The 21943-nt window shown below is 71.3% G+C and carries 15 protein-coding genes and 1 pseudogene; 12 read left to right on the forward strand and 4 right to left on the reverse strand.

The window, feature by feature from the left end; genetic code table 11:
* Positions 1-13: 13 nt before the first annotated feature.
* The gene (locus AZE13_RS05495; protein WP_066927545.1) at positions 14-760 is read right to left on the reverse strand and encodes a cyclase family protein; all 747 of its coding nucleotides are present in this window, start codon (positions 758-760) and stop codon (positions 14-16) included.
* Between the two features lie 348 nt (positions 761-1108).
* Here AZE13_RS05495 and AZE13_RS05500 point away from each other — a divergent pair, with 348 nt between their 5' ends.
* Both AZE13_RS05500 and AZE13_RS05505 read left to right on the forward strand, forming a co-directional pair.
* On the forward strand, positions 1109-2611 hold the full coding sequence (locus AZE13_RS05500) for an FAD-dependent oxidoreductase (RefSeq protein WP_066927546.1): 1503 nt from the start codon (positions 1109-1111) through the stop codon (positions 2609-2611).
* A 171-nt stretch (positions 2612-2782) separates the two neighbouring features.
* Positions 2783-3742 (forward strand): aromatase/cyclase, encoded by a 960-nt coding sequence (locus tag AZE13_RS05505; protein ID WP_066927548.1) that lies wholly within the window; start codon positions 2783-2785, stop codon positions 3740-3742.
* A gap of 58 nt (positions 3743-3800) precedes the next feature.
* Here the strand turns inward: AZE13_RS05505 and AZE13_RS05510 are convergent, their stop codons facing one another.
* Positions 3801-4235, reverse strand: coding sequence for a nuclear transport factor 2 family protein (locus AZE13_RS05510; protein ID WP_066927550.1), 435 nt, complete (start codon positions 4233-4235; stop codon positions 3801-3803).
* Between the two features lie 196 nt (positions 4236-4431).
* Between AZE13_RS05510 and AZE13_RS05515 the strand changes: the two genes are divergently transcribed.
* From AZE13_RS05515 to AZE13_RS05530, 4 genes are all read left to right on the forward strand, one after another.
* The gene (locus tag AZE13_RS05515) at positions 4432-5214 is read left to right on the forward strand and encodes an SDR family NAD(P)-dependent oxidoreductase (RefSeq protein ID WP_066927552.1); all 783 of its coding nucleotides are present in this window, start codon (positions 4432-4434) and stop codon (positions 5212-5214) included.
* Between the two features lie 88 nt (positions 5215-5302).
* The gene (locus AZE13_RS05520) at positions 5303-6070 is read left to right on the forward strand and encodes an SDR family oxidoreductase (RefSeq protein ID WP_066927554.1); all 768 of its coding nucleotides are present in this window, start codon (positions 5303-5305) and stop codon (positions 6068-6070) included.
* Positions 6071-6570: 500 nt separating this feature from the next.
* Positions 6571-7416: a papain-like cysteine protease family protein gene (locus tag AZE13_RS05525; RefSeq protein WP_258527598.1), complete on the forward strand. Its 846-nt coding sequence runs from the start codon at positions 6571-6573 to the stop codon at positions 7414-7416.
* Positions 7417-7443: 27 nt separating this feature from the next.
* Positions 7444-8427, forward strand: a complete 984-nt coding sequence (locus tag AZE13_RS05530) for an LPXTG cell wall anchor domain-containing protein (RefSeq protein ID WP_147264605.1) — start codon at positions 7444-7446, stop codon at positions 8425-8427.
* 177 nt (positions 8428-8604) lie between these two features.
* On the opposite strand, the gene AZE13_RS05535 is transcribed toward AZE13_RS05530, so the two are convergent.
* A complete protein-coding gene (locus tag AZE13_RS05535) occupies positions 8605-9330 on the reverse strand; it encodes a response regulator transcription factor (protein ID WP_079123727.1) in 726 nt (241 codons plus the stop codon).
* Positions 9331-9564: 234 nt separating this feature from the next.
* Here AZE13_RS05535 and AZE13_RS05540 point away from each other — a divergent pair, with 234 nt between their 5' ends.
* Together AZE13_RS05540 and AZE13_RS05545 are read left to right on the forward strand one after the other, a co-directional pair.
* Positions 9565-12321, forward strand: a complete 2757-nt coding sequence (locus AZE13_RS05540; RefSeq protein WP_066927560.1) for an AAA family ATPase — start codon at positions 9565-9567, stop codon at positions 12319-12321.
* Between the two features lie 232 nt (positions 12322-12553).
* On the forward strand, positions 12554-15355 hold the full coding sequence (locus AZE13_RS05545) for a discoidin domain-containing protein (RefSeq protein WP_066927562.1): 2802 nt from the start codon (positions 12554-12556) through the stop codon (positions 15353-15355).
* A gap of 57 nt (positions 15356-15412) precedes the next feature.
* Here the strand turns inward: AZE13_RS05545 and AZE13_RS05550 are convergent.
* A pseudogene (locus AZE13_RS05550) lies at positions 15413-16624 on the reverse strand (GNAT family N-acetyltransferase); the annotation flags it as partial.
* 359 nt (positions 16625-16983) lie between these two features.
* On the opposite strand from AZE13_RS05550, the gene AZE13_RS05555 reads away from it, so the two are divergent.
* The 4 genes from AZE13_RS05555 (at position 16984) to AZE13_RS38965 (ending at position 21780) form a co-directional block, all read left to right on the forward strand.
* Positions 16984-17703, forward strand: a complete 720-nt coding sequence (locus AZE13_RS05555) for a hypothetical protein (RefSeq protein WP_147264606.1) — start codon at positions 16984-16986, stop codon at positions 17701-17703.
* Between the two features lie 212 nt (positions 17704-17915).
* On the forward strand, positions 17916-18716 hold the full coding sequence (gene uppS / locus AZE13_RS05560) for a polyprenyl diphosphate synthase (RefSeq protein WP_258527599.1): 801 nt from the start codon (positions 17916-17918) through the stop codon (positions 18714-18716).
* Entirely contained in the window at positions 18692-19660 is a 969-nt protein-coding gene (locus tag AZE13_RS05565) for a phytoene/squalene synthase family protein (RefSeq protein WP_066927568.1), read from the forward strand. The genes uppS and AZE13_RS05565 overlap by 25 nt, the downstream gene beginning before the upstream one ends.
* Positions 19651-21780 carry an MMPL family transporter gene (locus AZE13_RS38965; RefSeq protein WP_066927570.1) on the forward strand — a complete coding sequence of 710 codons (2130 nt, stop codon included), beginning with the start codon at positions 19651-19653 and terminating at the stop codon, positions 21778-21780. Before AZE13_RS05565 ends, AZE13_RS38965 begins: the two co-directional genes overlap by 10 nt.
* Positions 21781-21943 lie beyond the last annotated feature (163 nt).

Raw genomic sequence — 21943 nt, forward strand, 5'->3', positions numbered from 1 at the left:
GGGTGGGCTCGGCTCAGCCGAGGAGGGCGACGGCCCTCGTCCACCCGGCACCCGCACCGGCGACGGAAACGGGAAAGCACGCGACCGTGAAGCCCGTCGCGGCGGGCAGGCCGGCCAGGTTCGCGAGCTTTTCGAGCTGGAGGTACTCCCGGGTGCGGCCGTAGAGGTGCGCGGGCCACAGGTGGCCGCGGTCGCCGGTGCGCCGGTAGTCCTCGATCATCGACCGCATCGGCCGGTCCAGCCCCCAGGCGTCGATGCCGATGACCCGCACTCCGCTCTCCACCAGGAACCGCGTCCCCTCGCCGGTGAGGCCCGCGTAGTCGGTGAGGTATTGCTCCGACCCCCACAGGGCATCGGCCCCGGTCCACAGCAGCACGATGTCGCCGGGCCGCAGTTCGTGCCGGGCGGCGGACAGCGCCCGGCCCAGCTCGTCGACCGTGATGCCCTCCCCGGCGGGCACATGGCGCAGGTCGAGCCGGACCCCGGGCCCGAAGCACCACTCCAGCGGCACTTGGTCGATGCTCTTCGCGGGGCGCCCGCCGCTGAGCGGGCCGTAGTGCAGTGGAGCGTCCATGTGGGTGCCGGTGTGCGTGGTGAGCGTGACGGTCTCGTTCGAGATCGCCATGCCGTCCGGAAAGTCCTCCGGAGTGAGGCCGAGAACGGTGGCGGCCGTCGCGTGACCGAGCAGCTCCACCGTCACCGGTGTGGCCTCGCTGACGGTGTCCCGGGTCGCCACGCTGAGGTCGATGAAACGGGTCATGTCGCTCGCCCCTCACCGACGGACGGCGTTTCCTCGGTGTTGCGCATGGGCTGTCCCCTCTCCTCCGGACGGTGAATGCGGCCAGCGTCCGCCGCGGGGATCGAATATCGCTCGAATACGCTCTGGACCCGCCGTAACGGAACTGCACACTCCATAAAGAACCATCAGAAGGAATCGCTTGGTGAGGCTCAGTCGGCTATGCAAAGATGCCCTCCACGCGCACACGACGTGCCGGGCATCCGCACCCGGAGCGAAAGATCAAAAAAACAGAAAGCGGAATCTGGAGGGGGAATCGGCATGCACGCCGACCAGGAAGACGCATTCGCAAAACCACGGGAATTCGGACCCGTGACCGTCAGGCCGAACGACCGCCGCTATCTGGACCTTGTATCCGGATTCAACCGGCGCTGGCAGGCCGCGCCCGACTCCGTACGTCTGGCCGGGTCGACGAAGCACGTCGTGCGCGCAGTCCAGGAGGCGGTCAGCGCCGGAAAGCGCCTCTCCATCCGCAGCGGCGGACACTCCTACGGCGACTTCACCTACCACAAGGACGTCGACATCATCGTCGATCTGTCGATGATGAACAGTATCTCCTACGACCCGCACCGCAGGGCCTTCGCCATCGAGAGCGGGGCCCAGCTGGGCCAGGTGTACGAGCGCCTCTTCCGCGGCTGGGGCGTGACCCTGCCCGGCGGGGTGTGCCCCTCGGTCGGCATCGGCGGGCATGCGACCGGAGGCGGCCACGGACTGCTCTCACGCCAGTACGGCTATGTCTGCGACCTCATCGAGGCGGTGGAGATCGTGGTCGTCGACCGCCACCGCAGGGCCCGTACCGTGATCGCCTCACGGCAGGACTCGGGCGACCTCCACGACCTGTGGTGGGCCTGCTCCGGGGGCGGTGGCGGCAACTTCGGCGTCATCACCAAGTTCTGGTTCCGCTCCCGCGACGCGTGCGGGCACCGGCCGGAGCTGCAACTCCCCCGCCCGCCGCGCGAGGTGCTGATCAGCACCGTCTTCGCCACCTGGGACCAGCTCGACCAGGCCGCCTTCACCCGCCTGGTCCGCAATCAGTGCCAGTGGTACATGGAGAACAGCGAGCCCGGGTCACCGGGCGAGGCGCTGTGCGGCCTGATGTTCCTCCAGCATGTGTCGAGCGGCGGGATCGGCCTGCTCACCCAGGTCGACGCCGCGGCACCGAACGCGGAGAAACTGCTGGAGGAGTACCTCGGCGCGGTGACCGCCAACACCGGCCTGACCGGGCCGTTCCCGTTCCGCCGCCTGCCCTGGCTGGCCTCCACGGTCACGCTCGACACCAGCAACCCCACAGTGGAGACCAACGCGACCCTGCGGGCCGCCGTCAAGCACGCCTTCATGCGCCAGGCGTTCACCGAGGACCAGTGCGCGGCCATGTACCGGCAGCTGACCCGCCGGGACTACGCCAACGCCAGCCCCGGGTCGGCGCTCATCCAGCTCGGCGCGATGGCCGGCGGCCGGATGAACGCGCCCGCGCCCACCGACACCGCACTCTGCCAGCGGAGTTCGGCATATGTGGCGCTGTTCGAGGACTTCTGGCTGGAGGCGGCCGAGGACGACAAGCACCTCGGCTGGCTGCGCGAGCTCTACGGCCAGGTCTTCGCGTCGACCGGCGGCTACCCCGTGCCCGGCGACCGCTACCAGGGCTGCAACATCAACGCGCCCGACCTCGACATCCTCAGCCCCGCACTCAACGCCTCGGGAGTTCCCTGGCACGCCTTCTACTTCGGCGAGAACTACCCCCGCCTCCAGCGCACGAAGGCCCGCTGGGATCCCTCCGACGTCTTCCGGCACTCGCTGTCGGTCAAGGCAGCCTGACACCCGGACACCACCCCTGAGCCGGTGGGTACGGCGCATCACGGGCGCCGTGCCCACCGGCTCACGGCTTTCGCCCCGGGGCGGCCGCGCCGCCGGGCCCGCACCGGCAGCGGCCGGCGTGCCCGACAGGGCCTCAAGCGGTCTTCGAGCCCCCCGGGCCAGGTTGGCCGCATGGAAGCCACATATGAGCAGCACACCGAGCACACCCGGGTCGTCGCCGCCCCCGCGCGGGTGCTCTACGGCCTGGTGGCCGACGTCACCCTGTGGCCGGCCCTCTTCGGCCCGAGCGTCCACGTCCGGCATCTGGAGCGGTCGGAGCGCGAGGAGCGCTTCGAACTGTGGGCGAGCGTGAACGGATCGGTCACCAGCTGGGTGTCCCACAGGACCCTGGCCCCGGAAGGGCTGAGGGTGACCTTCGCCCAGGAGGTGAGCCGCGCACCGTTCGCGTCGATGGGCGGGGAATGGCTCTTCCGCGAACTGCCCGGCGGGCACAGTGAGGTGGTGCTGCGGCACTCCTTCTCCCCCGTGGACCGCCGCCCGGAGACGGTGAAACGGGCGGTCGCCGCCCTGGACCACAACAGTTCCGAGGAGCTGGCGGCCCTCGCCCGGATCGCCGAGCTGGGCCACCCGGTCGAGGACATCGCCTTCTCCTTCAGCGACAGCGTCGGCCTGTCCGGTGCGGCCGCCGACGCCTACGCGTTCGTGGCCCGGGCGGACCTGTGGGCCGACCGGCTGCCGCATGTCGCCCGGGTGCGCCTCGCCGAGCCGTCCGAGGGCGTCCAGGAGCTGGAGATGGACACGCTGACGGCGGACGGGGCGGGCCACACGACGCGTTCGGTACGGGTGTGCCGCGCCCCGGAGTGGATCGCCTACAAACAGCTGGTCCCCCCGAAGCTGCTGCTCGGCCACAGCGGCCTGTGGACCTTCACCGACGGCCCCGACGGCGCGGTGCTGTCCTCCCGGCACACCGTGCTGCTGCACCCCGGCGCGGTCGCCGAGGTGCTCGGCCCGGACCGCGGCCTGGCCGACGCCCGGGACTTCGTACGCGACGCGCTCGGCCGCAACAGCGCCACCACCATGGCGCACGCGGCGCAGCACGCGGAGCGGCACGCGGCCCGCACCCGCCGGTGAGTACCGGGGATACGGGCGTACCAGGCGTGTCGTCCCACTCCCGCCCGGTCAGCGGCGGTCAGGGCTCCAGGAGGAGCCGGTCCTGCCTGACCTGCCGGGACGCGTTCAGCAGTGCGCCGTCGACCCGCACCAGCACATCGGTCACCGTGCAGCTGGGCCCCAGCTGAGTGCCGGTGCCGGGCCGGGTGTTGACCACATGGGCGTAGAACGTCGTGCGGAGGGATCCGTCCTGCTGCGGCTCGACAACGATCATGTTGAACCAGTGCCGGCGGACGACGGGGTCCTGGTCGAAGCGCTTGTGGAACTCCCGCAGCTCGGTCACGATCCCGGTCCGCGTCCGGGCCAGCTGGCCCGGCGTGTGACTGAACTCGCCGTCCTCGGTGAAGGTGGCCGCGAACGCCTCGAAGTCGCGCCGGTCCATCAACTGCATCTGGCGGGCGTAGAAGTGCTGGACCTCCGCGTAGAGGCCGGTGGGGGCTTGCGTCGCTGTCATCGGTTCTCCTCCGGGACACGGCAAGGGGGACGGCCGCCAACGTGACCGGGGTGGCTCGCAGATCACTCGGGGATCGGCCGGACGCCCCTGGGACCCGTGAACCAGTCGCGCCCCACCGGTCTTCGAGCGGGCCCGGCCAGTGTGGTGCTCGTCGTCCGGGACACCGCCCGAGCGACCCGAGTGGGAGGAAGGGACCATGACTCGTAGCGACCGGCACGTCGTCGTCACCGGTGCCACCAGCGGTATCGGCCTTGCCATCACCGAGCGGCTGGCGCAGCTGGGCCACCGCGTCTACGTCTGCGCGCGGCGCGAGGAGGTCCTCGCCGACCTCGTCGCGTCCCTGCGGGGCAAGGGCCTGGAGGTGGACGGCAGCCCCTGCGACGTGGCGGCCCCGGAGCAGATCCGGGGATTCGTCCAAGCGGCCGTCGACCGGTACGGCCCGGTGGACGTCCTGGTCAACAACGCCGGGCGCAGCGGAGGCGGGGCAACCGCGGAGATCGCGGACGAGCTGTGGTCCGACGTCATCAACACCAACCTCAACAGCGTGTTCCGCATGACGAAGGCGGTGCTCACCACCGGCGGAATGCAGGACCGGAACTGGGGCCGGATCATCAGCATCGCTTCGACCGGCGGCAAGCAGGGGGTGGTCCACGCCGCGCCCTACTCGGCTTCGAAGCACGGCGTGGTGGGCTTCAGCAAGGCACTGGGCCTGGAGCTGGCACCGACGGGCATCACCGTGAACGCGGTGTGCCCCGGATTCGTGGAGACCCCCATGGCGGAGCGGGTACGGGAACACTACGCCGGAATCTGGGGAGTGACGACCAGTGAAGCGTTCGACCGCATCACCACCCGCGTGCCGATGCGTCGTTATGTGGCGACGGACGAGGTCGCGGCCATGGTGGAGTACCTGATCAGCGACCGGGCCGGGGCCGTGACGGCACAGGCGCTCAACGTCTGTGGCGGCCTGGGCAATTACTAGTACCGAAGAAGACCATCGAAGCAGACCACCGAAACAGACAACCGAAGACGGCCACCGAAGCAGGCCACCGAGTGCGGAAGGCACAGCAATGACCAACGGACAGCACCACGGCGAAACGGCGCTGGTGACCGGAGCCAACAAGGGAATCGGCCGGCAGATCGCCCGACGGCTGGCTGCCGAGGGGATGACCGTCTACCTGGGCGCCCGGGACGAGGACCGCGGCCGTGAGGCCGAACGGGCGCTGGCCGGCGAGGGGCTCGACGTCCGCTTCGTCCAGCTGGACGTGACCGTACAGGCGCAGATCGACGCCGCCGTCCAGCGGATCGAGGCGGAGCGCAGCCGGCTGGACGTACTGGTCAACAACGCGGGCGTGGTCGTGGAGTGGGGGGTTGCGGTGACCGAGGTCACCGCCGAGCGGATGCGCGCGGCCTTCGATGTCAATGTCTTCGGCACCGTCGCGGTGACCCAGGCATGCGTGCCCCTGCTGCGCCGCTCGCCCGCCGGCCGCGTGGTGAACATGTCCAGCCCACTGGGCTCCCTGACCTTCCTCAGCGACCCGGACAACCCCATCGCCACCCGGGGGCTGCTTCCGTACAGCTCCTCCAAGGCGGCGCTCAACGCCCTCACGTTGGTGTACGCCAACGCGCTGCGCGACGAGGGCATCCGCGTGAACGCGGCGAACCCGGGGCTGGTGGCCACCGACCTCAACGACCGCTCCCCCTTCAGCCGCGGCACCCGAAGCCCCGAGGAAGGGGCCGAAGTCCCGGTACGTCTCGCGCTCATGGGCCCGGACGGACCGACCGGAAACTTCCGCGGCAGCATGGAAGGTTCAGTGGAGGAGTCGATGCCCTGGTAATCCTCGACTTCTTTTACGTGCCGGTAGTTTCACCCCGCGTCATCACTTTGGGATGACACCACATCGCGGTAACTCATTAATCGCCCCCCGGCGAAGTGGATAACTCGTCAGTAACCATTTCACCGGGGGGTCAGAGGTACCCAAATCACCTTTCTCCATGTGTAGGAGAGATCACATGTAGCCGAATTGGCGCCATGCGATGCACACAGATTCGGAGCTGACGCTCCACCAGTTAGCGGAAAACCACGGGGCTTTGACGTAGCGTCAGTACATATCCGAGAGATTGAATGCGCAACAACTCGCCCTATGGCGGACTTTGACGTCCGAAGCTGCGCTCTTCCTCTGACAGGATTGCCCGCACGCAACCCGCTCAGGAATGCGGTGCGCTGCGTCCTGCCTCAGCGCACAACTGCGGCCTTCATCGGCGCAGCCACCGTCAGCGGGTCACCGGATCTGTGAAATCAAGGAGCACGATGCACAGGCTTCGCATATCCAGGCGCATGAAAGCGCTCATAGCCGCCCTTACCGCTGCGCTCGGTGTGGTCATCGGTTTGACCGTCGTCGCCCCGGCCCAGGCCGCGACCACCGGCACCCTCTACGGCGGGAAGGGCAATTACACCTATATCAATCAGCGTTCCCAGCCTTCGACCTCGTCCGATGCCGCCGGATACGCGCACGTCGGCGACGATATTTCGATGACCTGCCGGACCACCGGCACCCCCGTCGAGAACAACTCCCGGTGGATCTACTCCGGGTCGTACTACATCGCCGACGCCTTCGTCACCGAGAACACCGACAAACTCCCGTCCTGCGGCGGCACCACCGGCCCGGGCACCACCCCCACTGCCCCGGCCACCCCCACCGCCGGCCAGAAGACCGTCGGCATCGACATGGTGAAGCAGGTCCAGAACCAGTGGTGCTGGGATGCCTCCGGCCTGACCATCGCCAAGTTCTGGGGCTTCACCGGCTACGACCAGAACGACTTCTGCCGACTCGCCGCCTCCGGCCGCTGGCTGGACTGCAACAACCAGCCCGCCACGCTCGAGGACATGGCCAACGGCCTGGCCAAGATGGGCATCGCCAGCAGCGGCGACAGCGTCCGTCGCCCCTCCTTCTCCCAGGTCGCCCAGCAGATCGACGCCGGCCGCCCGTTCGGCGTCCGGTTCGGGTGGCACAGCGGCGGCGGCCACATGAACGTCATCTACGGCTACGACGGCGGCAGCAACATGATCGCCGTTGGCGACCCGTGGCCCACCACCCAGACGTACACCTGGTGGGACTACGACAACTACGCGAACAACAGCCGGTTCGAGTGGACCCACTCGCGTATCAACATCCACAACTAGGGAGGACGACGACCGACCATGCAGACCATGCGACGCTCCACGCGCGCGGCCGCCCGGGCCGGCGTCCTCGCCGCAGCCGCCCTCACCGCGCTGGCCATCGCCCCGGCGCACGCCGCCGATGCCGGTGACGGTGCCGGTGCCGGTGCCGGTATCGCCGGCTACCAGTCGGCCCGGCAGGTCCTCAAGACCGACAAGGTCAAGAACACCGTCTCGCGCTTCCTGGCCGCGGCGAAGCCGGGCGGGGACGCCGGCACCGAGGACGGCGGGATGGGCGGCGGGCCCGAGGAGCAGCCGGCCGCCGCCGACGCCGCGCCCCGGTTCGACCTCAAGGACCCGGTGCCGATATACGAGATCAGCCCCGAGTTCGTCGCGGGGAAGGCCGGGGGGACCCCTCAGGAAGCGCTCCAGCTCACCTTCCTCGCGTCCCGGGTCAACGCCTCGGACGGCCACACGGCCTCCGTGCTGCTCACGCCGAAGGGCGGGGCCAAGGGCGCCGGTGGCACGAGCGCCGGCACCGAGGGCTGGCAGCTGTCCGGTATCCGGGACGGCGACGAAGAACTCGCCCACGCCGAAGGCGGCACCCCGCAGGCCCGCACCTTCGCCGAGCCGCAGATCCACGCCTGGTACCGGCTCACCGACAAGGGCCTGGTCGAGCCGCTCAACAACGAGGCCCGCAGCGGCCTCCAGGGCAAGGGCAACCTTCCGCTCGCCGAGTATCAGAGACTGGTCCACAAGCGGTACGGCGACAAGCTGCCGGGCTCGGAGTACGACCGCAAGGGCATGGCCGGCGGATACGCGGGCCTCACCGACGCGGGCCGGACCGTGCAGCCGAAGACGGCTGCGCCCGCACCGCCCGACGAGGCGCCCAAGGGTTCGCAGTCCAGGGCGGCCGCTCCCACGCCGTCCACCGGCGCGTCCTGGTATCCGGCCGCCGTGGCCGGGGCCGCCGGCCTGACGGCGCTCGGCGGCGCGCTGCACCGGCGCCGGCGGCGGGTAGCCACCGAGCACTGATCTCGCCCTGCTCACCACATGTTTCGGCCCCGTTCCCGACTGCCCGGCAGGCGGGGAACGGGGCCGTTGCCGAGCACGGTCCGGCGGGCCACGGCGGCGGACGGCAGCCGGTGTGCGTCCTGCGGCTGCTCGGCCCAGGCCGCAATGACCGAGAGTGCATCTCATGTGCCCGTTAGGTCACAGGTAACCTTCCCGAAGGGCATAGGCCACGGCGTGCGCCCGGTTGCGCAGGTGCAGCCGGGTGGTGAGCCCGTGCACCACGTTTTTGACCGTGCGTTCGGAGAAGGACAGTTTGCTTGCGATCTCCCCGGTGTCGAGCCCCTCGGCCACCAGCCGCAGCACGTCGACCTCACGTGGTGTCAGGCCCGAGGACGATGCCCCGGGGCGGCCCGCGGTGGTGCGGTGCAGCGCTCCCACCTGGTTGATGAGCCGGCCGAGCAGGTCGGCGGGGAGGTCGCCGTCCCCGCGCGCCGCCGCGCGTACGGCCTGCACCAGCCGGTGCGCGGTGGCCTCGTGGCGCCAGACGATGACGCCGATCCCGCACTCGATGATGTCGAGCAGCTCGGCTTCCCGCAGCGCCCCCACCACGAGCACGGCACGGGCTCCTTCGCTGCGTGCGATGCGGCGCAGCCGGGTCAGCGAGGCCTCGTCCAGCGCCTCGCCGACCAGCAGGCCGACGGCGCCGGGGCCGCTCCGCGGCTCCTCGCAGAGCTCGATCTCCGGGTGCCTGCCCAGCTGGCTGCGGACGCCCGCGAGCGAGATCGGGTCGGCCGCGTACACCGTCACGGGTATCCGCCCGCCGGTGGGGGCCACCGTGCGGTCCGTGATTCCCCATGAGCTGTCCAAGCGTTCCCCCCATGCCCGATTCCCCGCCGACCGGGCGGAATTGATGGCCGGTGTCATGTGCTCACACTCCTGTGGGGACCGCGGCACGGGCAATCGTGGAGGACCACGAGACCGACCACGAAGTCGCCGTACGGCCTCCACGAGTGGTGCCCCGAGGGGCACCGCGGGCGCCGCACCACTACAGGAGGCAGGATGTCAGGACCGCCGGGACCACCGGAAGCGGCAGGTCCACCGGGGCCGCCGGGCGGTTCGCCGGGTCCGCCGGTCCCGCCGGATGAACACCGGGAGGCGGTGGCACTGTTGGCCGCCGAGGCGGCGCGTGCCAGGGCCGGCACCGGCCGTATGGTCCTGGTGCGCGGGGCGACGGGCACCGGGCGCACCTCCGTCCTGGAGGCCGCGGCCGACGATGCGACCGCGGCGGGCATGCGGGTCCTGCGAGCCCGCTGCTCCCCCGGCGACACCGCACACGCCTTCTCCGCCGTGCTGCAACTGCTGGGGCTGTCGACGGAGTTCACCGGCCTGCCTCCGGGCGTCGACGAGCGCAGCACCTCCGCGAGGCTGTGGCGGCTGCTGGCCTCGTACGCCGACGAGGGCCCGCTGCTGCTCGCGGTGGACGACGTACACCTGGCCGACCGGTCCTCCCGGCAGTGGCTGACGGAGGCCACCCGGCGCCTCGACCGATTACCCGTACTGCTGGCGGTGACCGAGCGCAGCCAGTACGACGTGGACCCGCCGCTGCCCGGTATCGCGCACACGCTGCCGCCCGCGCTCGTCCGGAGCTGCACGCTCGCGCCCCTGGGCACCGGCTCCGCCGCCGAGCTGGTGCGTTCGGCCTGCCCCGACGCGCCGGAAGCCTGGGCCGAGGACTGCGTACGGGCCGGCGCGGGCAGCCCGCTGCTGCTGCTCGCCCTGCTGGAGGACCTCGGCGAGGTACCGGCCGCCGGCCCCGTGCCGGAGTCCTGCGCCGCGCTGTATCCGGGCGCGTACCCGGCTGCCGTTGCGTGGTGGCTGGACAGTACGGGGCTGCTGACCGCCGAGGTGGCGCGGATGCTGGCGGCGCTGGACGAGGGGTGGGCGGAACACGCCCCGGCCGGGCATCCGGCCCCGTACCCCGGCCCGAGCGCCACCGCCGCTCTCGCGGAACTCCTCGCCGGGCCGACCGGAGCCGACCCGGCCCGGGTGGCGGGCTGGCTGACGGCCATGACCCGGCTCGGCGTGCTGCGCCCCGCGCCGGACGGGCGTCCCCGCTATGCCCATGCGTTGCTGCGCGACGCGGTGCTCGCCGACGTGCCGGTGGCCCGGCGGCAGGCGGCTCACCGGGCCGCGGCCGAGGAGATGCTGCGCCGCGGCGCGCGCGCCGAGACCGTGGCACGGCAGTTGATGCGGACCGGGCCCGTCGGGGAGCCGTGGGCGCTGACCGTACTGGTGGACGCCGCGGCACTGGCCGCACGGGACGCGCGGCGGCCCGGCGACCCGGTCGCGTTCCTGCGCCGTGCCCTGGAGGAGCCGATGCCCGATGCCGACCGGCAGCGGCTGCTGACCAGGCTGGGCTCGCTGGAGCACGCCGCGCGCGACGCCTCGGCAGGGCTGTCGCGCTTCGCGGAGGCGCTGCGCCTGGAGGGCACCCCGCAGGGCCGGGTGCACGCCGCGGTGGCGCTGGGCACCGCCCTGGTGGGCCGCGGCAAGGTACGGGACGCGGTCGACCAACTGCGCGAGCTGGACGGGGAGCTGACCGACCGCCCCGATCTGGTGCGTACGGTGCAGACGGCCTCGGCGCTGCTCTCCGACCACGACCAGGGGGTGCGGCGGGAGGTGTACCGGTGGCTGACGGAGACCGCCGAGCGCTCCCCCGAACTGCTCGGCGCCGCCGGGCAGATGCTGATGGTGCGGTACGCGTCGACGGCCGGGCTGACCTCGGCGGAGAAGGCCATGAAGCGGGTGCGGGACCTGCTCGCCGAGCCCGCCGACCCGCTGACCGAACCCTTCCTGCTGGGCACGGCCGCCGCCGTGGCCCAGTGGGCCGACGAACTCGACGAGGCCGAGCGCCTGGTCGAGCGAGGCCTGGCCGGGCAGCACGCCGCCCTGCTGCACCCGATGCACGAGGCGATTCTCAACACCGGGATCGACATCGCCGCGGCCCGCGGCGACTACGCCCGCCTGCTCGGCGCCCCGGACGCCCTGGACACCGAGGCGGGGCACGCCGGTCCGTGCAACCGGCACGGGCACGTCCTGATCGCGCTGGTCGAGACGGGCCGGATGGCGCAGGCCGAACGGCTCGTGGCGGCCTTCGACCTCGCCGAAGCGCCGGATTCCTGGGAGCTGAACCGCTTCCTGTACGCACGCGGTGTGCTGCGGGCCGCCGCTGCCGACCCGCCGGGCGCGCTCCACGACTTCCTGGAGTGCGGCCGGCGCCAGTCGGCCCGCGAGGTGATCAGCCCGGTCGTCACTCCGTGGCGAACCGCGGCCGCCGAGTGCTGCCTTGCCCTCCACAACCCACGGGAGGCCGTCGCGCTGGCCGAGGAGGAGCTGCGCCTCGCGCAGGTGTGGGACACCCCCCGCACGGTGGGCCGCGCCCTGCGGGTCCTGGCCATGGCAACCGGCGGCCGCCACGGCCTGAAGCTGGCCTCGGAGGCCGTGGACACCCTCCGGACCGTCCCCTCGGCCGAATCCGAGCTGCTCCCCGCCCTGATCACGGAGGGGCGCGCGCTCAGCGCCGCAGGCGACCGGGCCCGGGCCCGCGACTGCCTCCAGGAGGCCGCCGAGCGCGCCGAACGCCGCGGCGCCGTCCGCCACCGCACCCTCGCCGAACAGGCCCTGCGCGACCTCGGCGCCCGCCACCGCCACACTCCGCGCACCGGCCCCTCCTCCCTCACCGACGGTGAACGCCGCATCGCCGAACTCGCCGCCACCGGCCACACCAACTCCGAGATCGCCGCCCTCCTCCACCTCGCCCGCCGCACCGTGGAGACCCATCTGACCAGCACCTATCGCAAGCTGGGCATACGGAGTCGGGGCGAGCTCCGCGAGGCCCTCCTGGAAGACCGGTAACGGCCGCGGCGTCGAACAGCGCCGACCGGGTACGCACAGTGACGATCAGCCGCTTGCCGTCCGAGGCCGTTGCCGCACGATGGTCTCAGGACCACCACGGCCGGATGGCGGAATCTCCCCTCGCCTCCCCACCTTGCCTTCGGAACTTGATTGCTTACGTCCGAACCATTGACGTATTGCGTTCACAAAATTTAGGGTCCGTGGACCCCCCAGATCACCCTGACGGAGAACAATGACGTACTCCTTTGGCTACCGGAGATCCCTGGGCCTCCCCGGCTCCCGACTTTCGCGCCCGCGTGCCGTCCGGCTGTCCGCGGCGCTGCTCGCCGGGGCGCTCGTGGCCACGGTGCCGCCGTCGGCCCCCGTGCGGGCCGACGCCGCCCCGGCCGCCGACCCCGCCCCGGCCGCCGGCGCCGCCTGCCGCAAGGGCGACGGCTGGACGCTCGACAGCAGCCGCATCGACCCCGAGGACACCCACCACGCCTTCGTCGGCAACGGCTACCTGGGGCAGCGCGTGCCGCCCAACGGCGCCGGATACACCGACAGTGCCGCCAAGACCGGCTGGCCGCTGTTCACCCCGCGCTACGACGGCTCGTTCGTCTCCGGCCTGTACGCGCACAACAAGCAGACCGCCGAGGACCGGCAGACCGTCGCCGCGCTGCCCACCTGGACCCCGCTGACCGTCACGACGGACGGGCCCGGCGCCGACACCTTCAACTCTTCGACACCGCACGGCCGAATATCGGCTTACCGCCAGAGCCTCATGCTGCACTGCGGTCTCGTACGCACCAACCTCACCTGGACCGCGTCCGACGGCCGCCGCACCGACCTGGTATACGACGTCCTCGCCGACCGCACCAACCCGCACGTCGGCGCCGTCCGCCTGACCCTGCGCCCGCACTGGAGCGGCGAGGCCACCGTCACCGACCTGCTGGACGGCCGCGGCGCCCGGCGCGTCCGGCAGACCGGCGGCGGCGACCGCACCCACGGCGAGCGGCCCGGCCGCCCCGCACCGGCGATGGACGTCACCTTCCGCACCGACGGCACCAAGGTCGACGGCGCCGTCGCCTCCACCCTGCGCACCGGCCCCGGCATGCCCGGCACCACCGCGCAACGCGCTGGCCGGGCAAGCAAACTGACCAACCGTCAGGCGTTCACTCTACCCGTGCGCAGCGGGCAGTCCTACGAACTCACCAAGTACGTCGGCGTCGACACCGCCCTCACCTCACGCGACCCGCGCACGGACGCCACCGCCGCCGCCCGGCGCGCCGCCGACCGCGGCTGGGACGCCCTGCTGTCCTCCCACACCGCGGCCTGGGCACGGCTGTGGCGCAGCGACATCGAGGTGACAGGGCGGCGCGACCTCCAGAAGTGGGTGCGCTCCGCGCAGTACGGCCTGCTCTCCAGCACCCGCGCGGGCGCCGCCAACAGCCTCGCCCCGGCCGGGCTGACCAGCGACAACTATGCGGGTCTGGTCTTCTGGGACGCCGAGACCTGGATGTACCCGGCGCTCCTGTCCACCCGCCCCGACCTCGCCAAGTCCGTGGTCGACTACCGCTACCGCACCCGCGCCGCGGCCCGGGCCAACGCCCGCGCGCTCGGCTACCCGGGGCTCTTCTACCCCTGGAACAGCGGCAGTTCCGGCAACCTCGCCAAGGAGTGCCACAGCGTCGATCCGCCGCACTGCCGCACCCAGATCCACCTCCAGTCCGACATATCGCTGGCCACCTGGCAGTACTACCTGGCCACCAAGGACACCACCTGGCTGCGTGCACGCGGCTGGCCGGTGCTGAAGGGCATCGCCGAGTTCTGGGCGGGCCGCGTCAGCCGCAACGCCGACGGCAGCTACTCCATCAAGGACACCGCCGGGCCCGACGAGTACAGCAACGGCGTCGACGACGCGGTGTTCACCAACGCGGGCGCGGCCACCGCCCTGCGCAACGCCGCCCGCGCCGCCGCACTCCTCGGCGAGCGGGCCCCGGCCGAGTGGTCGGAGATCGCCGCCAGGATCCGCATCCCGTACGACTCCCGGCGCAAGGTCTTCGAGCAGTACGACGGCTACGACGGCAGCAAGATCAAGCAAGCCGACACGGTGCTGCTGATGTACCCGCTCCAGTGGCCCATGCCCAAGGGCGCCGCGGCCGCCACGCTCGACTACTACGCGCAGCGCACCGACCCCGACGGCCCGGCCATGACGGACTCGGTGCACGCCATCGACGCCGCCGGGACCGGGGAACCGGGCTGCGCCACGTACACGTATCTGGAGCGCTCCATCAGGCCGTTCGTACGCGGCCCGTTCGCTCAGTTCTCGGAGGCGCGGGGCGACAAGGCGGGCGCCAAGGACCCCCTGGCCGGCTCGCCCGCGCACGACTTCCTCACCGGCAAGGGCGGTTTCCTGCAGACCTTCACCCACGGCCTGACCGGCCTCCGCCCGCGCGAAGACCGGGTGCACCTCGACCCGATGCTGCCCCCGCAGCTCGCCGAGGGCGTCACGCTGCGCGGACTGACCTGGCAGGGCCGCCGGTACGACATCGCCCTCGGCGCCGAGCAGACCACGGTGCGGCTCACCTCCGGCGCGCCGATGACGCTCGACACACCGCAGGGCGAACAGGTCCTCAGCCAGGGCGCGCCGGTCGTCCTCAAGACCCGCCGTCCCGACCGCACCCCCACCGGCAACGCCGCCCGCTGCACCCCCGCCACGGCGTCGTCGGAGCAACCCGGCATGTACGCGGCAGCCGCGGTCGACGGCGCCACCGCCACGGCCTGGGTCCCGGACGGGCCCACCGGCACCCTGACGGCGGACCTCGGCGAACCGCTCCGCGTCAGCGCGGTCACCCCCAAGTGGACCAGCGTCCAGCCGAAGTCGTACGACATCCAGCTGTCCCTCGACGGGCACCACTGGCAGCGCGCTCCGGCCCGCGACATCCACGGCACGCCGCAGCTCGCACGGTACGTGCGCGTGACCGTACGCGGCGACACCCGGGCCAAGGAGCACCCGGGCATCACCGAGCTGACGGTGACGAAACAACCGTGAGCCGCGCCGTCGCTGAGGCCCCTCCAGGCCGGAGAGGCCTCAGCGACGAGCGCGCGGTCAGAACCAGTGCAGGCAGTGCGGGGAGCGCTCGGCGCGGAAGAGGGCGTCGGCGAGGGTGGCCGCGCCCGGGCGGTGGGCCCGGATGTGTCCGGCGCGTACGAGCGTGCTCGGAGCGGTACCGCCGAGGTAGACCGAGCCCAGGTCCCTCACGTCCAGGGACAGGTCGGGCTCCCGGTCCGTCGGGACGCAGCCGGCCTTGCCGTCCCGGACAGTCAGCAGGTAGCGGCCGCGCTCACCGAGGAACGGGTCGTCGACGTCGAGGACGAGCTCACCATCGGTGAACCAGCCGCGCGCGGTCAGCGCACGCGGGATGTCCAGCAGCCGTACCCAGAGCCAGTCGGTGTCGTCGCTCACCTGGCCGGCCCGGAAGTCCGCAAGCTGCCAGCGCAGCGGGTGTCCGGGCGGGAAGTGCTTGAACACCACCTCGGTGACCAGGTCGTGTCCGAGCAGGAACCGGGCCAGGGCCGTGAAGACGGCGTCGTCGGTGGTGATGGTCTCGTCGACCGTCAGCGTGCCGGACACGACCGAGTAGCCGGCGTACCCGTCCGGTATGCCCTCGGCGTTCCGGTGGACAGCGACATAGCGCGGCGCCGGAGAGACCGGGGGCTGCCCCGCGCCCAGGGCCAACCAGCGGTGCGGCCGGGACAGCGCGCCGGGCTGTGCGCGGCGGTAACGGTCATAGACCTCTTCCAGGATCGCGCCGCACTCGGCACGCCGCAGCAGCTCGACCGAGCCGGATTCCGTGCCGTTCTCCGTCCACGTGTCCAATCCAGTATCCGTGCCGGTCGCCGGGGCGCCGGCCGTGCCACGCGACCGGGGAAGGGCGAAGGCGGCCTGGCGGCACGGCACCGTCAGGCGCTGCGTGTAGGTCGCCGGTCCGTACCCGAACCTGCCGTAGATCAGGGCCTCGGAGGCCAGCAGTACGGAGAGGAACTCCCCTCGCGCCCGCAGCTCGGCGAGCTGATGCCGCATCATCGCGCTGAGCACGCCCTGGCGTCGGTGCGAGGGCAGGACGCCGACGGCGGACACCCCGGCGGCCGGGACGTGGCTCCCCCCGGGCAGGGTGAGCTCGAAGGAGTACGCCCCGGTGGTACCGACGGGCCGCCCATCCGCCGTCGTGGCGAGCAGGTTACGGTCCATTTCGAACGCCGACCACCAGACCCCGCCGCCCTCGGCCGGGGTTTCCGGGAAGCGCCCGAACGCGGCATGGCCAGGTCAACCGAATTACGGCCGGACGCGCGACCGGTCACACCAGAGCCCGGCCGTTCAATCGAACGCCCGCATTTCGCCACTGCGCCCATCGAAGCGACGTGCGACGAAAATGCGTCCCCGCGGCGCGGCGGCGGAAATGACAGAGGAATACAGATTGACACCTTCCGCTCCTGCGCGTTCAGCTGTATGGTGCTCATAAAGCGTCAATTTCCCCGGTAGTTACCCTACCGTCGCTCAACCTCGATTCCCTTCTTCGGGTTCGGAGGGCGGCGACCGAGGCGCACCCATCAGGCCGACAGCGGCCCACTCTCCCGCATCTTCCGCATTTTCCGCACACCGCGGCATGGGGTGAGCCCGTGCCGACGACGCAAGTGAATTCCCTTCAAATTCCCCTCAGATCCCTCTCGGATTCCTCTCGGATCCCTCTCGGATTCCTCTTGGAAGGAGGAGGCGTGTCAACTCAGGGAAATCAAGAAAACCAGCAGAAAGGCGTCGGCGAGGTTTCGGGTCAAACGCCGAAGTGGCGTCGCCGTCTCGCCTGGCTCGGCGTCTACGGAACGCTGGCGGGCCTGGCCGGAACGTCGATGGCATCCGCCGCCGCACCGCCGGCGCCGTCGCGGGCGGCTCGCGCCCAGGCCGTCTCCATCATCTGCTCGAACGGCACCGGATCCGTGGCGAAGACCCAGGACCCCGGTGAGCCGGGCAAACCGGTCAAGTACCGGGCATCGGCTACCTGTTCGGTCACGGGTCCCACGGAGAGCGGCGCCGCCAACGGCACCGCATCGTTCTCCATCGACCGGAACAACTGCGCAAACGCGACGACGAATGTCACGGGGCGCGTCACGTGGCCTTCGGGAAAGACCAGCGACTTCGCCATCACCCTGGTATGGACCGCCACCGCCGGCCAGGGAATCTCGGCCAGCATCACCACCGGCTCGATCACAGGTGGCGCCTACGCGGGCGCCGTGGTGGCCGGTACGGCCGCCGCGCCCGAACAGGTCCGCGTCGACTGTGAAACCAATGGAACCTTCGACGGGGCCACCGGCTCCGGCAACGGGAAAGTCACCGGCAGCTGACGGTCTTCAACGGGCTTGTGCCGGGCGCGACGTGACGTCCGGCACGGGCCCCGGATATCTCAGGCCCTCAACAACCGCAGGGGACGACAAAGGTACTTCTCCTTCACGATGCGGGGTGCACTGTGCGACTGGACCAGTCCTATCGAGCCGGGGCGACGTCACCGGGCGCCGCCGTCAGCGGTCTGCGCTCCGTGGCGGGGAGCCCGCGGGCCGTGCCGTCGTCGACGACCGCCACCCGATCAGTACCACCCGTTCCAGGCCATATCGCCATCGTCATGGACGGTAACGGCCGTTGGGCCACCCGGCGGGGCCTCACGCGGACCCAAGGCCATGCAGTCGGTGAAGAGGCGCTCGTGCGGGTGGTCGAGGGTGCCGTCGAGATCGGCGTCCGTCATCTGACGGTATTCGGGTTCTCCACCGAGAACTGGTGCCGTCCCACCGCCGAAGTCGGTTTCCTGATGACGCTGATGGGGCGTGCCTTGCGCAAGCACCGCCGGCGGCTGCACGCCCACTCCGTGCGTATTCGCCACCTGGGGCGACGTACCAGGCTGCCGCCCGCTCTCCTCGGCGAGATCGAGGCGGCCGAGCGGCTCACCGCCGACAACGACCGGCTCACGTTGTCCCTGTGCCTCGACTACGGAGGCCGGACAGAACTGGTCGATGCCGCGCGCCGTATCGCCGAGGCCGCCGCCATGGGCACGCTCGACCCGGCCACGCTCGATGCCCGGACGTTCGCCCGCCACCTCTACGCGCCGGACCTGCCGGACGTCGACCTGTTCCTCCGCACGTCCGGTGAGCAGCGCATCAGCAACTTCCTGCTCTGGCAGTCCGCCTACGCCGAACTCGTCTTCGTCGACGCTCCCTGGCCCGACTTCGACGGCCGTCATCTGCGGCAGGCGATCGAGATCTACGCGACCCGCAACCGCACCTTCGGAACCGTCGAGGATCCGAGCCGCGACGCCCCGCGGTCCGCACCCAGGAGGAAGCCGTGTACCCCGACCAACGAGCCCTGACCCGCGCCGGCATCCACGACCCCGTCCTGCGTGAGTCCTACGAGTACTGCCGCCGGCTCCTGGTCGCCCTCGGGGACGGGAAGGACATCTGGCGCGGCAGCCTGCTGCTGCCGCCGGAACGACGACCGCACGTGTGGGCGATGTACGGGTTCGCTCGCCACTACGACGAATTGTCCGAAGCTGCCGCCGGCAGCGGGACCGGGCGAGCACGGTTTGCCGACTGGCGCGCCACCGCCAAAAGGGACTTGGAATCCGGGCACTCGTGTGAACCGAGCCTGCGCGCGCTGATCCACACACTCCGCACTTTCGACCTCGCTCCCGCACCGGCCCAGGGGCTCCTCGACGCCTATCTGATGGACCTGAGCGTCACGGCATACCCCACCTTCGGCGATCTGCTGCGCTATCTGCGGCTCCTGGCCGTCGAGCCGTGTCGGATGCTCGTGCCCGTCATGGGGCCCACGAGCGGCCCCTACGGAGCAGAGGCGGAGGCGATGGCACTGGCCCTCCAGCTGACCAACCTGATCCGCGATCTCGCGGAGGACCAGCGTCACGGCCGGACCTATCTGCCGCTGGAGGACCTCGACCGGTTCGGCGTCACACGTCAGGACCTGGCCCGTGGACGGATGACCCCGGCCGTCAGGGAACTCGTGAAGTTCGAGGTGGACCGGGCCCACGCCTTCTACGAGGACGGCGCCGGGCTGCCCGACCTCGTGCACCCCCGATGCCGGGAACCGTTCCGGGCCTCACTGACGTTCTACCGGTCGTACCTCACCGAGATCGAGCGGCGCGACTACGACGTACTGACCATCAAGCCCCGCGTCGGTCCTGCGCGGAAGGCCCGGATGGCGCTGCGCCTGGGCGGTCCCCTGCTGATGTCCCGTGCGCGCCGCTCCCGTAGGGGCACGGACTCCGCGCGGCGCTGGGAGGAAGCCGCGTGTTCGTGAGGCTCGGCCAGGCCGCCGCCCGCCGCAGATGGGCCTTTCTCGCTGTGCCCCTGGTGCTGGCCGCGCTGGCCATGGTCGCGGCGTCAGGCCTCCACGACCGGCTGAGCTACGGGGGATTCATCGCGCGCGACGCCGAGTCCAACCGGGCCGCCGTGGCCGTCCGGGAGCGCATCGGGCGCGGCGGCGCGGATCTGATCGCCCTCTACCGCAATCCCCACCACACGGTGGAGGAGCCCATGTTCCGCCGTGCGGTGGAGGATTCGCTGGCGTCCGCGCCGAGCGGGACCATCGTCTCGGCCATGACGTACTGGTCGCGCGATCTGCCGCCGCTGGCTTCGAAGGACCGTCATGCGACGGCCGTCGTGATCATGCTCGCCGGAGCGGACGACACGGGGCGCGTGGCCAGTTACCACCGGCTGCGGCCGGTGCTGCGGGCGGCGGGATTCCGCATCCAGTACGCGGGGCCGGTCGCGGTGGTCGACGGTGTCGCCGAGCGGACCCTGGCCGATGTGCGCCGTGCCGAGCTGATCGCGTTCCCGCTGGTGCTGGCCCTGCTCCTGCTCATCTTCCGCAGTCTGGTGGCAGCCCTGCTGCCGGTCGTCATCGGCGGCCTCAGTATCGGCATCACGCTGGGCGTCCTGGCGCTGCTGAACGGCGCGGTGGAGACCTCGTTCATCACCGTCAGCCTGGTGACCGCGCTGGGGCTGGCTCTGGGAGTGGATGCCGCCCTCTTCGTCGTCGGCCGGTTCCGCGAAGAGCTCGCCCGTCGTGACAGTGTGCCGGACGCGGTCGCCGCCACCTGCGCCACCGCCGGCCGTACGGTCTTCCTGTCCGGGACCGCCATGAGCGGCATCGCTCTGGGGTTCCTGCTCTTCCCCGTCGGCGTCCTGCGGGCGTTCGGTGTCGGGGCGGCTGTCGTCATCCTGGTCAGCGCCGTTCTCAGCGTCACCGCGCTGCCCGCCGCGCTGGCCCTCCTGGGCCCGCGGGTGAACGCGGGACGGCTCCGCCGCCCATGGCGGGAGCGGGAACGGGAGCGCGCGGTCCCGGCAGAGGGGCCCTGGGCCCGGCTGGCCCGGGCGGTGATGGCCCGGCCGGGGCACTACCTGATCTGTACGTCACTGGCCCTGCTGGCCCTGACGGCACCGTTCGCCCACGTCACCCTCGGGTTCCCCGACCAGCGGACCCTGCCCGTCGACGCACCGGCCCGCCAGGCCTCCGACGCGCTGGGGCGCGACTTCGCGCTCGGCGGACTGGACGCCGTGCAGGTGGTGGTCACCGTGCCGCAGCGGCTGGACACCCGTGACGGGCGGCAGACGCTGACGGCCTGGACCGGTGGACTCGTGCGCCTGCCCGGTGCCGGTGGCGGGCTCATCGCCGCGACGTCCCGGCACAGCGCGGTGGTCCACCTGACCCACGACAGCGCCGCCGAGGATCCGGCCACCCGGGCACTGGTGCGGCGCATCCGCGCGCTGCCGCCGCCGGATGGCGGCCAGGTGCTGGTGGGCGGACTCTCGGCGATGTCCCAGGACACCCTCGAACTGCTGGGCCGCCGGCTGCCATGGGCCCTGCTTTCCATCGCGGGCTTCACGTATGTGCTGCTGCTGGCGGCGTTGCGGTCGGTCGTCCTGCCGGTGAAAGCGTTGCTGGTCAACGCGCTGTCCCTCGGCGCCTCCTTCGGCGCTCTCGTCTGGATCTTCCAGGACGGGCATCTGACCTGGCTGGTCGGCGCGAGCCGCACCGGGTACATCGATGTCGCCCAGCCCGTGATCATGCTGATTCTCCTGATCGGCCTCTCGATGGACTACGAGTTCTTCCTGCTGTCGCGCATCCGCGAGCAGTACGACGCCACGGGAGACAACGCCGCCGCGGTCGCGACCGGCATGCAGCGGTCGGCTCCGGTCATCACCGCCGCGGCGACGGTGGTTCTGGTGGTGTGTGCGGTCTTCGCCGGCAGCGGCGTGGCCATGGTCAAGGAGCTGTGTGTGGGGATGTTCATCGCTGTCGCTCTGGATGCCACCCTCGTCCGGGCGCTGCTCGTGCCGGCCGCCATGCGGCTGCTGGGCCGGGCCAACTGGTGGCTCCCCGGGCGCAGTACGAAGAGCGGGCAGAGCCTGTCCTGACCGGCTCCGGCGCCGGGCGTCGGCGGGTGACGGCTCGTCCGCTCCGGCGCACGCCTTCGCCGCGGAGCTGTGACCGTTGTCCCCTCGGAGGAGCCTCCGTTCCCCCTATGGTGGTTGCCGGGCACTGAACTGGCATGCACTGAACTGGACGGCTACGTACGGG

Origin of the sequence: Streptomyces sp. NBRC 110611 (genome assembly GCF_001590865.1) — a bacterium.
Taxonomy (GTDB): Bacteria; Actinomycetota; Actinomycetes; order Streptomycetales; family Streptomycetaceae; genus Streptomyces.